The organism is Enterobacter sp. SGAir0187 (assembly GCF_002952735.2).
Lineage (GTDB): Bacteria > Pseudomonadota > Gammaproteobacteria > Enterobacterales > Enterobacteriaceae > Enterobacter > Enterobacter quasiroggenkampii.
Window position 1 is genome coordinate 3833070 of record NZ_CP025034.2, and the last position, 14396, is coordinate 3847465.

Consider the following 14396-nt stretch of genomic DNA (forward strand, 5'->3'; position numbering starts at 1 on the left):
ACATGTCACGTCTGTTATCACGCTGGCAACAGCCGAACGCGGAGGGACGCACCCAGTCCGTCACGCCGGAAAGCGCAGGGTGGGGATACGTCGGCTTTGAGGCGTATGAGCTGCAGGAGGGGCAGACGCTGACGCTGCCCGCCGTCCGCGAAGAGCGCTGCCTGGTGCTGGTGGCAGGACGCGCCTCCATCAGCACGCCTTCCGCGCAGTTTAACGACATCGGCGAGCGGATGAGCCCGTTCGAGCGCATCAAGCCGTGGGCGGTGTACGTCACTCCGCAGGAGACGGTGCAGGTGAAGGCGCTGACGACGCTGGAGCTGGCGGTCTGCGCTGCGCCGGGCAAGGGCACCTGTCCGACGCGGCTGATTGCGCCGCAGGATATCGACGCTGAGGCGCGCGGCAAGGGCCACAACCAGCGCTACGTGCACAACATTCTCCCGGAAGACAAGCCCGCCGACAGCCTGCTGGTGGTGGAGGTCTGGACCAACGAGGGCTGCACCAGCTCGTACCCGAGCCACAAGCACGACACGGATAACCCGCCCCAGGAGACGTATCTGGAGGAGACCTACTACCATCGCCTCGACCCGGAGCAGGGGTTCTGCATGCAGCGCGTCTACACCGACGACAGAGCGCTGGACGAGTGCATGGCGGTCTATAACCGTGACGTGGTCATGGTGCCGAAGGGCTATCATCCGGTGGCGACAATGGCCGGGTATGACAGCTATTACCTCAACGTGATGGCGGGGCCGGTGCGCAAATGGATGTTCACCTGGGAGGAGGACCACGCGTGGATTAATCGGGATTATCCCGCGGATGGCGGTAGCTAACGCGGGTTAGCCACCAGAACACCAGCGCCAGCAGGCTGACCGAGGCGCCAAGCAGGCAGACGCCCGGCCAGCCGGCAAAGGCATACGTCATCGTCGTGCCGAGTGCGCCGAGCCCGCTGCCGACGGCATAAAACAGCATGTAAAGCCCGACCAGCCGGCTGTGCGCCTCGGGACGGGTGCGAAAGATCATGCTCTGGTTGGTGACGTGCAGCGCCTGTCCCCCCAAATCGAGCAGTATGATGCCGATAAGCATGATCCCGAGTGAACGGTCCATCAGCGACAACGGCCACCATGCCAACAGCAGCATCACCAGCGCCGCGGCGCTGGTGCGTTGGGCATATCCCCGATCGGCCCAGCGTCCTGCCCGGCCAGCCGCCAGCGCCCCCACCGCGCCTGCCAGTCCAAACGCGCCAATCGCGGTATGCGAGAAGCTAAAGGGCGGGGCGCTCAGCGGCAGCACCAGCGCGCTCCAGAAAATGTTGAACGATGCAAACATCAGCAGCGCCAGCACGCCGCGTATCTGCAGCACTTTTTCCTGCCGCAACAGTGTGAGCATTGAGCCAATCAGCCGCGGGTAGCTCATCGTGGCAGTGACGGCTGGCAGAGTGGGGAGCCTCCACCACAGCGGTAACGCAATGATGAGCATCAGCGCGGCGGCACACAGATAAACCCCGCGCCAGCCCGCGATATCGCTGATGCCGCCAGCAAAGACGCGCGCGAGCAGCAGACCCATGAACACGCCGCCCTGCGCTGCGCCGACAACGCGGCCTTGTTCATGCGGCGACGCGGCGCTGGCGGCGTAGGCAATCAGCCCTTGTGTCATGGCCGTACCCAGCATACCGGTCGCAAGCATACCGATAAGCAGCGCCGGGGGGGACTGTGCCAGGCTGACGGAAACCAGCGCAACCACCAGAGCAATCAGCTGTATTGCCATCAGCCCTCGCCGATCCACTTTGTCACCCAGAGGAACCACAAGCAAAAGAGCCAGCGCGCAGCCAATTTGTGTCGCAGTCACCACGCCACCCACGGCCGCATGGCTGATGCCGAAATCGTTCGCCAGCGCGTCAAGCAAAGGCTGGGCGTAATAGACATTTGCCACGCTTAAGCCGCTGGCAGTGGCGAACAGCCAGACCATGCTGCGTGGCATGTCGGCTGAAAGAGGGGCTGATGTCACTGACATGTTTAATATTCCTCGCCTGATATAACCTGGTTTTAAAATGAAACTGGTTGAATGCTAGGCCATGTGGTTTTAAAATGCAACTGGTTGCGGGGTGGCCTTTGCGAGGAAAATACGAGATGTCCCAAAAGACGGTTAAAGCGGAATATTGTCCCGTTGCCCGCAGCGTCGAGGCGATCGGGGATCGCTGGTCGCTGCTTATCGTGCGCAATGCGTTTGACGGCATGACGCGCTTCGGGGATTTTCAGCGCAGCCTGGGCGTGGCGCGCAACATCCTTTCTGACCGGCTGCGCAAGCTGGTTGAGGCGGATATCCTGACGTTACAGGGGGCATCAGACGGCACGGCTTATCAGGAATATGTCCTGACCGACAAGGGGGAAGCGCTTTTCCCCTTGGTCGTGGCGCTGCGTCAGTGGGGAGAGCAGAATCTGTTTGCACAGGGCGAGCGCCACTCGCTGCTGGTCGACAGGCGGACGGGCAAGCCGGTTCCCTTTATGGCGCCAGCAGCGCATGACGGCACTGCGCTGCTGCCTGGGGATACGGAAGTGCAGAAAGTTGAATAAGCCGCCGCTGTTGTTAATTGCTCCTGATCGCCTGCTCAATCGTGCGGGCAACGATCTGCGGCTGGCTCACCATCGATACGTGGCTCGCTGCCACCTCTGCGGTTTTCGCATGGATCGTTTTTGCCATCGCGCGCTCAAGATCGGGGTTGATCATTCGGTCATTCTTGCTGACCACAAACCAGCTCGGTTTATCATGCCACGCCGCGTGGGCGACCTTTTCACCAAACGCCTCGGCCTTAATCGGCCCCTGAGTAGCTGCAATCGTGTTTTGAATGTCTGGCGTCACATCCGGCGCGAAATCCTTCCTGACGGTGTCCGTTGGCAGATATAAATAGCCGTCCGCCGTTTTGGCAATGCCCGCGCTGCCCGGCGGTGCAGGGTAGCTTCCTGCCAGATCCGCCGTCGACTGACCGGAATCCGGCGCGAACGCCGCCACATACACCAGTGATTTTACCCGCGCATCGTTACCCGCCTCGCTAATGACGGTGCCGCCCCAGGAGTGACCCACCAGTACGACATCGCCCTGCGCGCGGGCGATGGCCCGCTTTGTGGTGGCAACGTCATCTTTTAGCGACGTGAGCGGCAGCTGGACGGCAATGACCTCTGCGTGTTGTTTCTGCAACAGGGTAATGACTTTATTCCAGCTGCTGCCGTCGGCAAACGCGCCGTGTACCAGCACGACGCTGGTTTTGCTCTGTGCAAAGGTGCTGGCGGAAAGCGCCAGCAGGCCTGCCGTCAGTACAGACAGTGCTTTCATCTTCAGACTCCTTAAAAATGGTGGACCGCCGCGTGGGGCGGGACGGTGAATTCAACGGTTTTGTGGTCGAGCGGCTTGTGCGTCGGGTCGGCCAGAATTATCGTCACCTTGTGTTTACCGGCGGGCAGCCCCACCAGGATCACCGGCTCTCCGCTGGTGTCAGCCCAGTGCCATGGCGCATCATCCACCACCACGTGAATGTGCCCGATGCGCGGGGTGACCTTGAGCGCGTCGGGCCCGAATACCGGCTCGATGCGCAGGTTTTCGGCGCGGTACTGGATAAACACCGCGCCTTTGCTCAGCGGCCCGGCAAGCGGCGGATCGACGATCAGTTTTGCAGGCGGCTGCGGCTGCGCCAGCGGGGCAACGGCGGCGGGGCCGTTAACGTCCGCGGCGCTCAGATTGTCCAGCGGTGTGGCCTGGACACGTGCTACAGATGTCAGGACAAGCAGGGGGAAAAGTACATAGCGACGAATCATTGCTCTCTCTCCTCATCGGTTCTCAATGGCGACAGGGAAAGAAAACCATTTTTATGTATCGGAGATATTTGCCGGAGGGGGCGTTTTGTACCCGTTTGTCACCGTGGCCCGCAGGATACAGTGCGATACACTTTGCCTTCCGGGACGGTGCACAATGGCTATCGCCAGCCCGGCAATCAGCAGCGTCAGGCCCGTTGAAACCCCCATTGCACCCACGATCCCCAGCGTTTTATTCAGCCACGCATAGGCAAACGGCGAGGCTGCCGCCATCAGCTGGCCGGGGATAAGCAGCATGCCGGTGCGGCGGGCATAGCTTTCCGCGCTAAACAGTTCCAGCGGCAGGGTGGCTTTGACAAGGGTAACCAGCCCGTTGATGGCGCCATAGCCCAGCACAAAACCGGCCGCACACCAGACAAACAGGGCGCTGCTCAACCCAACAAGAAAACAGAGCGGCATGGCGAGAGCGGTAAAAAGCGTTAACGTGAAGGGCGTTAAGCGAGCCCCCGCCAGCACCTCCAGCGAGCGCGCGCCCGTCTGGCCGATTCCCCACAGCATGCCGATAGCGACCGGCAGGCCGTAGTGGGCAATAAACTCCGGCAGATGGGTGGACGTGCCGTTAGAGACAAAGGTGATGAGGGCAATGAAGGCGGCATAAAGCCAGCCGTTTCGTCGCTCGTTGTTCAGCGGCGGTGCGGCGATTTTCGTCGTCACCGTGAGCCGCTGCCGGGGAAGCGTGCGGATCAGCACCGCGCTCAGCAGGCCAAGCAGGGCATAAATGCGTAATGCGTCCTGCCAGCGCATCACGTGAAGCAGCGCATCGCCCAGCGGCCAGAAGACGACGGAGGCCAGCCCGCCCGCCAGCGTGACGCGCGAGATTGTTCTTCGCGCCTGTTGTCCGTAGAGGTTGACCAGCGCGGCGAAGAGCGCATCGTACAGCGACAGGCGCATTCCCACGCCCGTAACCAGCCAGGCGCCGTACCAGCCATAAAGCGTCCGGGTATACGCCATACAGGCGCAGCTTGCGGCGATCAGCAGCGTTCCGCCCATCACCACCTTCTGACCGCCAAAGCGTGCCAGCAGGCGGGCGACAAAAGGGGAAACCGCCGCCATCACCAGCATCGCCAGCGTCAGGCCGAGGTAAATCTGCGGTGATGACCATCCCCGGTCGGCTGAAATGGCCAGCGCAAAGGTGCCGGGCATATAAAACGAGATCCCCCAGTTGATGAGCTGATTGCACCCGGCCGTGAGGGCGAGGCGGTGTGGCAGGGCAGGTGTTTCCATGAGTGTTCATTCCGCTATGCAGTTGTCCTGAGCATAACGGGCGCGGTATTGTGCTGGCAGGGCCGCAACCTTATGCGCGGTATAAGAGAAACTTTGAATGACGACGCTTAATCTGGGCTATCTCGCCACCTTCCGTCTGGTTCACCAGCGCGGCAGTTTTTCAGCGGCAGCGGACGTGCTGGGCCTCTCCCAGCCCGCCGTCAGCCTGCAAATACGCCAGCTGGAGCAGTTTCTGCAAACGCGACTGGTGGAGCGTACCGGACGAGGGATTAAGGCGACGGCTGCCGGAGAAACCTTGCTGGCGCACGGGGAGCGTATTCAGCAGGTGGTGGATGACGCCATCCGGGCCGTGAATGCGTTTAGCCACGACGTAAGCGGCACCATTACGCTTGGCACGGGCGCAACGGCCTGCATCCATCTTCTGCCGCCGCTGCTGGAGCAGCTACGCCACGACTATCCGCTCCTGAGCGTGGGGGTGACGACGGGCAACACCCTCGACATCGTCAGAGCTATCGAAGAGAACCGTCTCGATATGGGGCTGGTTACGCTGCCGGTGAGTGGCAGAGCGCTGGACGTGATGCCGGTGATGGACGAAGAGTTTGTCTTTATCGCCTCAAGGGAACAGCTGGCTGCATTCAGGGACTTCACCCCAGCCGCGCTGCACACTCATCCGCTGATAGCCTTTGAATCAGGCAGTGGGACCCGGGCGCTGATCGACGGCTGGTTTGCCGCCCAGGGTTTAGCGATCGCGCCGGTGATGCAGCTTGGCAGCATCGAGGCGATCAAACGGATGGTTCGCGCAGGGCTGGGCTACAGCATCGTGCCGCGCATGGCGGTGGAACAGGAGGTCGATCGCGAAGGGCTATGCGTGATGTCGCTGATGCCCATGCTGCAGCGGCAGCTGGCGGTGGTCATGCGGCAGGATAAAATCCTCAGCAAAGGGATCGCGGCCCTTATTCGGCTCGTGCAACAGCCTTCGGCGGTTTAGCGGTCAGCGGTGTCGACGGTCAGGCTGGATTGCTGCGACTGGGTTTTATCCTGATGGTGGTACCAGGCGCCAATCGAAGAGTAAACGAAGCGGCCAAAGAAAAACAGGAAGCTGATGAGCAGTATGATGCGGGTCATTCGGGTGTTAAATCGATGTCGTTTGCGCATACGCGTGACCTGACTCACTCTGTTTTTCCTGGATAAGCCCTTCCGGGCGATAAGGATATTAAGGCACAGCGGGAAGATGGGGTCAATTCTGTGATGTGTAAATAACCGTCAATGTTTACATTAATTAATGTTATTGAAATTAATCAACGCATTTACCATATTGATAATATGAAGAAAAAGATGTCGAAAAAACGCCACAAAATGTTATTTGCGTAAAGTAGTTTGATTTATGTCAACGGATTCCCGGCCCTGATATTTAAAATCCTTCCTCCACACTGTTCGCCCGACATGCTGCCGGGCGGCGCGTACGTCAGGTTGGATGCCTGTCTTTATTTCCCTCTGGAGCGATAGGGGTTTAACCGGGCATCTATGACTATTCTCGCTTTCCTGAAAAACAATGCAAACCGCTGGTGGGCATTGCCGCTTATTTTACCTGTGGTTTTACTTCCCGCGCTGAGCGTCGCGAATACGTTTACGCAGCTGGGCGACGGCATTGTGGCACTCTATTATTTACCGCTCTCATTTTTGCTTTCGCTGATGATGTTCTTTGGCCTGGAAGCGCTGCCCGGGATCGTATTATCCCTGTTTATCCGCTATTACCCGTCGGTCGGGATGTTTGAAACGGTTGCCGGTGTGCTCCATTTTATCGTCCCTTTAGTGCTCAGCTGGGGCAGCTACCGGGTGTTTGCGCCCAGACGCAATATGACGGCGTACGGCGACATCCGCTTGATGGCGCAGCGCATCTTCTGGCAGGCCTTCTGCCCCGCGACGCTGTTTCTGGTGCTGTTTCAGTTTGCCGTGTATCTGGGCGTGTATGAGAGCCGCCAGAGCCTTGCGGGATTAAACCCTCTTAATATTCGTACGCTTATCAACTACCAGGCGCTGCTGGTCAGCGGGCTGACGGGCGTGCCGCTGAGCTATCTGCTGATCCGCCTGATTCGTCATCCGCGGTATATCATAAGCCTCATCTCGCAAATCCGTTTGCAGATTGACAAAAAGGTGACGGCAACAGAATTTCTGCTGTGGACGGTGGCACTCGGCGGGCTGCTTTCGCTGCTGCTGTTGCCGTTAAATGAAAACAGTTCGATATTCACCACCAATTACACCCTGTCGCTACTGATGCCGGTGATGCTCTGGGGCGCGATGCGTTTTGGCTATAAGCTGATTTCGCTTATCTGGACGCCAGTGCTGCTGGTGTCTATTCACTACTATTATCACTATATCCCGCTGAACCAGGGGTATGACATTCAGCTGGCGATCACCTCGTCCAGTTACCTGGTCTTCTCGTTTGTGGTGATTTATATGTCGATGCTGGCGACTCGCCAGCGCGCAGTGAATAAACGCTCCCGCAGGCTGGCGCTGCTCGACCCGGTCGTCCATATGCCTAACCTGCGGGCGCTGTCGCGCGATCTGGCGAAGAATCCGTGGTCGGCGCTCTGCCTGCTGCGCATTCCGGAGCTGGAAATTCTGGGTCGAAATTACGGCGTGCTGCTGCGTATTTTGTACAAACAGCAGCTGGCGCAGTGGGTAAACGGTACCCTCCAGCCCAACGAGCAGGTGTATCACCTGACCGGGTATGACCTGGCGGTACGGCTCAACGCGGAATCGCACCAGCAGCGAATTGAAACTCTGGACGAGCATATCAAGCAGTTCCGCTTTGTCTGGGACGGCATGCCGCTGCAGCCGCAGGTGGGCGTGAGCTACTGCTATGTCCGGTCCCCGGTTAACCATCTTTATCTGGTGCTGGGTGAGCTGGGGGTGGTGGCCGATCTGTCACTCTCCTCAAACCATCCGGAAAATCTTCAGCAGCGTGGTGCCGTCCATTTGCAGCGCAGCCTGAAGGATAAAGTCGCGATGATGAGCCGCCTGCAAAAGGCGCTCGATAACGATGAATTCACCCTGCTGGTTCAACCCGTTCGCGGCCTGCGTGGCGATCGCTATCATGAAGTCCTGCTGCGGATGCCGGATACAAACGGGCTATTGATCTCTCCCGACCAGTTCCTGCCTGTCGCGCAGGAGTTTGGTTTGTCCTCCCGGGTGGACCTGTGGGTGCTTGAGCATACGCTGCGCTTCCTGGCCGCGCATCGCGAGAGCCTGCCCGGCCAGCGTTTTGCCATTAATCTGGCCCCCTCAACCGTATGCCGGGTGCCGTTCCCGCTTGAGGTGAGTCGCCTGCTGGCGAAATACGCCATTGAGCCGTGGCAGCTGATTTTTGAGGTGACGGAGTGCAGCACCTTCGGCAGCGGGGAGCAGGCGCTACACATTCTCCAGCAGCTGCAGAAAATGGGGGTACGCATTGCGATTGATGATTTCGGGACCGGCTATGCAAGCTATGCGCGGCTGAAAAGCGTGGATGCCGACATTCTCAAGATCGACGGCAGCTTTATCCGCAATATCGTCAACAACAGCCTGGATTATCAGATCGTGGCGTCTATTTGCCATCTGGCGCGCATGAAGAAGATGCTGGTGGTGGCAGAGTATGTCGAGACCGAGGAGATACGTAGCGCGGTTCACGCGCTAGGCATCGATTATGTGCAGGGTTATCTGATTGGCAGGCCAGCGCCGCTGGAATCACTGCTGGAAACGGAGGCGTCCTGCGCGGACGCCTGAACCTTTACGCGGCGACGTCAGCGCTCTCTTCTTCAATTTTGAGCAGCCAGCCGGTGACCGCTTCCCAGTACTGTTGCTCTTTTTCCAGGTCCAGCAGGACCAGCGCATTCTGGCTGAACCAGTCGTGCGGGAAGCTCAGCGTCCAGTGATGGTCGTCGGTTTTAAGCTTCAGCGTGGGCGGCGTGGTGGTCGCCTGACGCTGGTTATTGAGCAGCACGCCAAGACGCAGCAGCTGAATGAGCGGCAGGAACTGCTTTTTCTTGAACAGCGTGAAGCGCGGCAGGTCGTCGAGCTTGATGGCTTTGCGGTGATACCGCACCAGGGTCGCCATCATGGTTTGTTGCTCCTGGTTGAAGCCCGGCAGATCGCTGTTTTGCAGAATATAGGCCGAATGGCGGTGCATCCCGCTATGGTTGATGTTCAGCCCCACCTCATGGAGCATCGCGGCCCATTTTAATAGCGCGGCAAGCTGCGGGTGCGCGAGCTTCGGATTCTGCTCTTCCCACTGCTCGTACATCTGCACCGTGGTGTCGAGCACGCGCTTCGCCTGCTCGCGGTCGATGTTGTACTGGTTAGCCAGGCTTTGTGCGGTGCGGCTGCGAATATCCTGATGGCGGAAACGGCCTTCCATTTCATACAGCACGCCTTCGCGCAGCGCGCCGTCGGAAAGGCGCAGTTCTTTAATGGCGAGGGCATCAAACACGCCGCAGAGGATGGCCAGCCCCGGCACGAAGACCGCCTTACGCTCGTCGGAAAGACCCGGCAGGCTTAAGGCGTCAAAACTTTTATGCTTCAGCACTTCTTCGGTCAGCAATGTCAGGCGTTCGGGCGTGATAAACCCGTCTTTTTCACCCATCGCCAGCAGCACTTCATGCGCCGCTTTGATGGTGCCTGACGCGCCCAGCGCCACATTCCAGCCCTGAATACGGTACTGCCAGGCCAGGTTTTCCAGTTTCTGGACAGCCGCCATACGCGCACGCTGGAAGTTCTCGCGGGTGATGGTGCCGCCCGGGAAATACATCTGCGCGAAGCTGACGCAGCCCATACGGCGGCTTTCCACCAGGCGAGGCTCAAAGTCTTCGCCGATCACCAGCTCCGTAGAACCGCCGCCGATGTCGATCACCAGCTTGCGCCCTTTTTCCGGCTGGGTGTGTTCGACACCCATGAAAATCAGACGCGCTTCCTCGTTACCGGAGATGATCTCAATCGGGTAGGGGATCACCTTTTCGGCCCGCTTGAGAAACTCTGGCGCGTTCAGCGCCTGGCGCAGGGTGTGGGTGCCCACGATGCAGACGCTGGAGGGCGAGAAGCCCTGCAGGCGTTCAGCAAACAGCGACAGGCAGTTTAACCCCCGCTCCATTGCCTCTTCGCTGAGCATGCTGCGTTCATCAAGGCCATCCGCCAGGTGCACGCGCTGCTTCAGACGACCGATGATCTGCAGCGCGCCATCCACCTCACGGGCGATGACCATATGGAAACTGTTAGAGCCTAGATCGACCGCGGCGAATTCCTGCGGGCGTGGGGTCTTATCATTTATCGGCATAGGTTAATCGGGTTGCTCGAGTGATTTGATATAGTCGTAAATCGCCAGTTGCGACCGCACTTTGCGGCGGTTGCCGCGCGGTACATAGCGGTTACTGAGTTCTTTGTCGATATAGCGTGCTTTCACGGTATCGCTGAACAGAATCTCGATGATGTCGAGGATCTGCTGCTTCAGGCGCGGATCCAGCAGCGGTGCCGCGACTTCAATTCGGTAGTCAATATTGCGCGTCATCCAGTCTGCCGAAGAGAGATAGACCTGTTTATCACCCGCATTATCGAAAATATAGACCCGATCGTGTTCCAGGTAGCGGTCAACAATGCTGATCACGCGAATATTGTCGCTGATGCCTTCCAGTTCCGGGATCAGCGAGCACATGCCGCGGATCAGCAGATTAACCGGCACGCCGGAGCTGGACGCGGCGTACAGCCTGTCTACCAGCCCTTTGTCCACCAGGTTGTTGAGCTTCAGCGTGATGCCGGACGACAGCCCTTTCTGGGCATTGGCGATCTCTTTATCGATCATATCGTACAGCAGACGGCGCGAGTTCTGCGGCGAGACCAGCAGATAGTCGAAGCTTACCGGACGGTACGGGTTCTCAATAAAGTTAAAGACCCGGCGCACCTCGTTGGTGATGCGGGCATCGGCGGTCAGCAGCGAGTAGTCGGTATAGATTCTCGCCGTTTTCTCGTTAAAGTTCCCGGTACCGATGTGGGCGTAGCGCACCACCTCGTCGCCCTCTTTACGGGAGATCAGGAACAGCTTGGCGTGAATTTTCAGCCCCGGCGCGGAGAAGATGACGTGTACACCGGCTTCCGTCAGACGACGCGCCCAGTGAATGTTCGCCTCTTCGTCGAAGCGCGCCTGCAGCTCCACCACCACGGTCACTTTTTTGCCGTTGTGCGCGGCGTGGATCATCGCATCGATGATGCGGGAATCTTTTGCCACGCGGTAGATGTTGATTTTGATCGCCAGCACGCTCGGGTCGAACGAGGCCTGTCGCAGCAGCTCCAGCACGTGTTCAAACGTGTGATACGGATAGTAGAGCAGGACATCGCGTTCGCGGATGGCGTCAAATCCGTTGCGGAATTTATCGAACCAGAGATGGCGCAGGCGCGGCAGCGGCTTGTTCACCAGATTGGCTTTGCCGACGTTCGGGAAACCGATAAAGTCTTTAAAGTTGTGGTAACGGCCACCCGGCACGATGGAGTCATAGCGCGAAATGGTCAGCTTCTCGCGCAGCATTTCCACCATGGCGTCCGGCATATCGCGCTGATAGACAAAGCGCACCGGCTCGGCCGTCAGGCGCTGTTTCAGGCTGGAGGACATCAGCTCCATCAGGCTGGCTTCCATCTCGTGCACCAGGTCATATTCGGCGTCACGGGTCATCTTCATCGAGTAGGCGTTTAACGCATCGTAATCGAAGAAGCCTTTGAAGATGTCGTCCAGACAGTAGCGCAGGATGTTATCGAGCAGGATCATCGGCTTGCGTCTGCGCGGGGTTTCCGGCGGCAGGTTCACAAAGCGCGGCACCTTGTCGGACGGGATCTCCAGCAGCGCGTAACGGATGGATTCACCGCGAATAATTTCCACGGCCAGATAGGTGTAGTCATCTTTCAGGAACTGCACCAGATCGGTTTCGCGGTTGATGAGAATCGGGGTAATGTGCTGGCGCAGGTACTGTTTAAAATAGTGGCGCAGCCAGTTTTGTTGGTTAACGGAAAGCTGACGTTCGTTAATCAGGAAGATTTGATTGCGCGCCATCTCCAGCAGCAGTTCGTTATACAGGCCGTCAAATTCCTGATCGGCTTTCAACACGCGGGACTGGATTTTGCCCAGCAGGTGCCGCGAGTGCGAGTTTAGGCCCTGTTCTTCGCTGATGATGATGCGTCTCTTCAGCTCGGCAAAGCGAACCTTGTAGAACTCATCCAGGTTGTTGGAATAGATGCCCAAAAAACGCATGCGTTCGATCAGCGGGTTACTTTTGTCAGCCGCTTCCTGGAGTACACGTTCGTTAAATGCTAACCAGCTTAGCTCTTTCTCGATATATAACTTTTCCTGACCCATTACAGCTCACACTCCAGTTCAATCACAGGACGTGGTAAATCCGTCTCGTCCTTATTATGGCGAGCATTTCCACGATATGTCCAACAGTGCCAGAAAAGTATGACAGTTATTTTTTTTGTTGGGGAATTTAGAGGGTTGGGGGGAGGGAATATCGGGTAAGCGAAGCGCCACCCGACATAGCAAACTACTCTTCGGCCGCATAACCCTGCGGGGGTAACTTCACGCCATCCAGCCAGGCTGCGCCGTCGCGCATTTCGAGGCGCCCGTCAACAAACCAGCTTACCACCAGTGGGTAAATGGCATGCTCCTGGGTCTGCACGCGTTCGGTCACGTCTTCTTCACTGTCGCCGTCAAAGACCGGGACTTTGGCCTGCAGGATCACCGGACCGCCGTCCAGCTCGTCGGTCACGAAATGCACGGAGGTGCCGTGCTCCTCATCGCCGTTTTCCAGAACCTGACGATGGGTGTGCAGGCCGGGATATTTCGGCAGAAGAGAAGGGTGAATATTCAGCAACCGTCCGGCGTAGTGCGCGACAAAGGCCGGGCTCAGAATGCGCATATAGCCTGCCAGCACCACGACGTCCGGCGCGTAGGCATCAATCTCCTGAACCAGCTCGCGGTCAAAGGCTTCACGCCCGGCGAACTGGCTGGCTTCCAGCGCGTGCGCGGGTATGTTCGCTTCCCGCGCGCGCTCAAGGCCGAACGCGTCGGCCTTGTTGCTGAATACTGCCCGAATGGTGCCGTTGATTTTCTTCTGTTTGCAGGCGTCAATTATCGCCTGCAAATTGCTTCCGTTGCCGGAAATGAGCACCACGATGTTTTTCATTCAATGACCACACGCTGTTCGGAATCGGATGCTTTAATCGTACCGATTTTCCACGCGTTTTCACCTTTCTCTGTCAGCAGCTTGACCGCTTTATCCGCTTCGCTTGCCGGCAGGGCGATAACCATGCCCACGCCGCAGTTAAAGGTGCGGTACATTTCGTGAGAGCTCACGTTGCCTGCGGTCTGCAGCCAGTTAAAGACCGCTGGCCACTGCCATGAGGACTCGTCGATCACCGCCTGGGTGTTGTCCGGCAGCACGCGCGGGATGTTTTCCCAGAAGCCACCACCGGTCAGGTGGGCAATGGCGTGCACGTCAACGTTCTCGATCAGTTCCAGCACATTCTTCACGTAGATGCGGGTTGGGGCCAGCAGATGGTCAGCCAGCGGTTTCCCTTCAAGCTCGGTCGTCTGTGGGTCGCAACCGCTCACCTCGAGGATTTTACGCACCAGGGAGTAGCCGTTGGAGTGCGGGCCGCTGGAGGCCAGCGCGATCAGCACATCGCCATCCGCCACTTTGCTGCCGTCAATAATTTCTGATTTTTCTACTACGCCGACGCAGAAGCCTGCGACGTCATAATCTTCGCCGTGATACATACCCGGCATTTCCGCGGTTTCACCGCCGACCAGCGCACAGCCAGACTGCAGACACCCTTCGGCGATACCGTTGATCACGCTTGCCGCGGTATCTACGTCCAGTTTGCCGGTCGCGTAGTAATCGAGGAAGAACAGCGGCTCTGCGCCCTGAACCACCAGGTCGTTCACGCACATCGCGACCAGATCGATACCGATCGTGTCGTGACGTTTTAAATCCATCGCCAGGCGCAGTTTGGTGCCTACACCGTCAGTTCCCGAGACCAGAACAGGTTCACGATATTTTTGCGGCAGCGCGCACAGTGCGCCGAATCCACCCAGACCACCCATCACTTCCGGGCGGCGGGTTTTTTTCACCACACCTTTGATTCGGTCAACCAGCGCATTACCTGCGTCAATATCAACACCGGCATCTTTGTAGCTGAGAGAAGTTTTGTTGGTCACGGCTTAAATCCCCACGCGATTGCATAGCTAGTAAGAAAAATCGGCGCAATTCTAACAGTCCAGGCAAACGTTTGCGAGCC

At 58.3% G+C, this 14396-nt stretch carries 13 protein-coding genes; 4 read left to right on the plus strand and 9 right to left on the minus strand.

The genetic code is table 11. The annotated features are described in order from the left end of the window. The first annotated feature begins 2 nt into the window (after positions 1-2). Entirely contained in the window at positions 3-827 is an 825-nt protein-coding gene (gene iolB / locus CWR52_RS18505; protein WP_104950366.1) for a 5-deoxy-glucuronate isomerase, read from the plus strand. On the opposite strand, the gene CWR52_RS18510 is transcribed toward iolB, so the two are convergent. After that, complete coding sequence (locus CWR52_RS18510; RefSeq protein WP_104950367.1) at positions 793-2007, minus strand: MFS transporter; 1215 nt, start codon at positions 2005-2007, stop codon at positions 793-795. The two genes, iolB and CWR52_RS18510, sit on opposite strands and share 35 nt — an antisense overlap. Before the next feature lie 116 nt (positions 2008-2123). On the opposite strand from CWR52_RS18510, the gene CWR52_RS18515 reads away from it, so the two are divergent. Next, positions 2124-2567 carry a winged helix-turn-helix transcriptional regulator gene (locus CWR52_RS18515; RefSeq protein WP_104950368.1) on the plus strand — a complete coding sequence of 148 codons (444 nt, stop codon included), beginning with the start codon at positions 2124-2126 and terminating at the stop codon, positions 2565-2567. 13 nt (positions 2568-2580) lie between these two features. Here CWR52_RS18515 and CWR52_RS18520 read toward each other — a convergent pair whose 3' ends face one another. From CWR52_RS18520 to CWR52_RS18530, 3 genes are read right to left on the minus strand one after another with little or no spacing between them, the layout of a single operon-like run. Next, positions 2581-3324: an alpha/beta fold hydrolase gene (locus CWR52_RS18520; RefSeq protein WP_104950369.1), complete on the minus strand. Its 744-nt coding sequence runs from the start codon at positions 3322-3324 to the stop codon at positions 2581-2583. An 11-nt stretch (positions 3325-3335) separates the two neighbouring features. After that, the gene (locus tag CWR52_RS18525) at positions 3336-3803 is read right to left on the minus strand and encodes a DUF6130 family protein (RefSeq protein ID WP_104950370.1); all 468 of its coding nucleotides are present in this window, start codon (positions 3801-3803) and stop codon (positions 3336-3338) included. Between the two features lie 51 nt (positions 3804-3854). Further along, complete coding sequence (locus CWR52_RS18530; RefSeq protein ID WP_104950371.1) at positions 3855-5084, minus strand: MFS transporter; 1230 nt, start codon at positions 5082-5084, stop codon at positions 3855-3857. Between the two features lie 97 nt (positions 5085-5181). Between CWR52_RS18530 and CWR52_RS18535 the strand changes: the two genes are divergently transcribed. After that, a complete protein-coding gene (locus CWR52_RS18535) occupies positions 5182-6072 on the plus strand; it encodes a LysR family transcriptional regulator (protein ID WP_104950372.1) in 891 nt (296 codons plus the stop codon). On the opposite strand, the gene CWR52_RS18540 is transcribed toward CWR52_RS18535, so the two are convergent. Beyond that, entirely contained in the window at positions 6069-6257 is a 189-nt protein-coding gene (locus tag CWR52_RS18540) for a YfgG family protein (protein WP_021241815.1), read from the minus strand. The two genes, CWR52_RS18535 and CWR52_RS18540, sit on opposite strands and share 4 nt — an antisense overlap. 351 nt (positions 6258-6608) lie before the next feature. On the opposite strand from CWR52_RS18540, the gene CWR52_RS18545 reads away from it, so the two are divergent. Then, a complete protein-coding gene (locus tag CWR52_RS18545) occupies positions 6609-8849 on the plus strand; it encodes an EAL domain-containing protein (protein WP_104950373.1) in 2241 nt (746 codons plus the stop codon). A gap of 4 nt (positions 8850-8853) precedes the next feature. Here the strand turns inward: CWR52_RS18545 and ppx are convergent, their stop codons facing one another. The 4 genes from ppx to purM form a co-directional block, all read right to left on the minus strand. After that, on the minus strand, positions 8854-10392 hold the full coding sequence (gene ppx / locus CWR52_RS18550; protein WP_024907553.1) for an exopolyphosphatase: 1539 nt from the start codon (positions 10390-10392) through the stop codon (positions 8854-8856). Positions 10393-10395: 3 nt separating this feature from the next. Then, positions 10396-12456, minus strand: a complete 2061-nt coding sequence (gene ppk1 / locus CWR52_RS18555) for a polyphosphate kinase 1 (RefSeq protein ID WP_104950374.1) — start codon at positions 12454-12456, stop codon at positions 10396-10398. Between the two features lie 184 nt (positions 12457-12640). Next, complete coding sequence (gene purN, locus CWR52_RS18560; protein WP_032675307.1) at positions 12641-13282, minus strand: phosphoribosylglycinamide formyltransferase; 642 nt, start codon at positions 13280-13282, stop codon at positions 12641-12643. Then, on the minus strand, positions 13279-14316 hold the full coding sequence (gene purM / locus CWR52_RS18565; RefSeq protein WP_025758936.1) for a phosphoribosylformylglycinamidine cyclo-ligase: 1038 nt from the start codon (positions 14314-14316) through the stop codon (positions 13279-13281). The genes purN and purM overlap by 4 nt, the downstream gene beginning before the upstream one ends. Between the last annotated feature and the right edge of the window lie 80 nt (positions 14317-14396).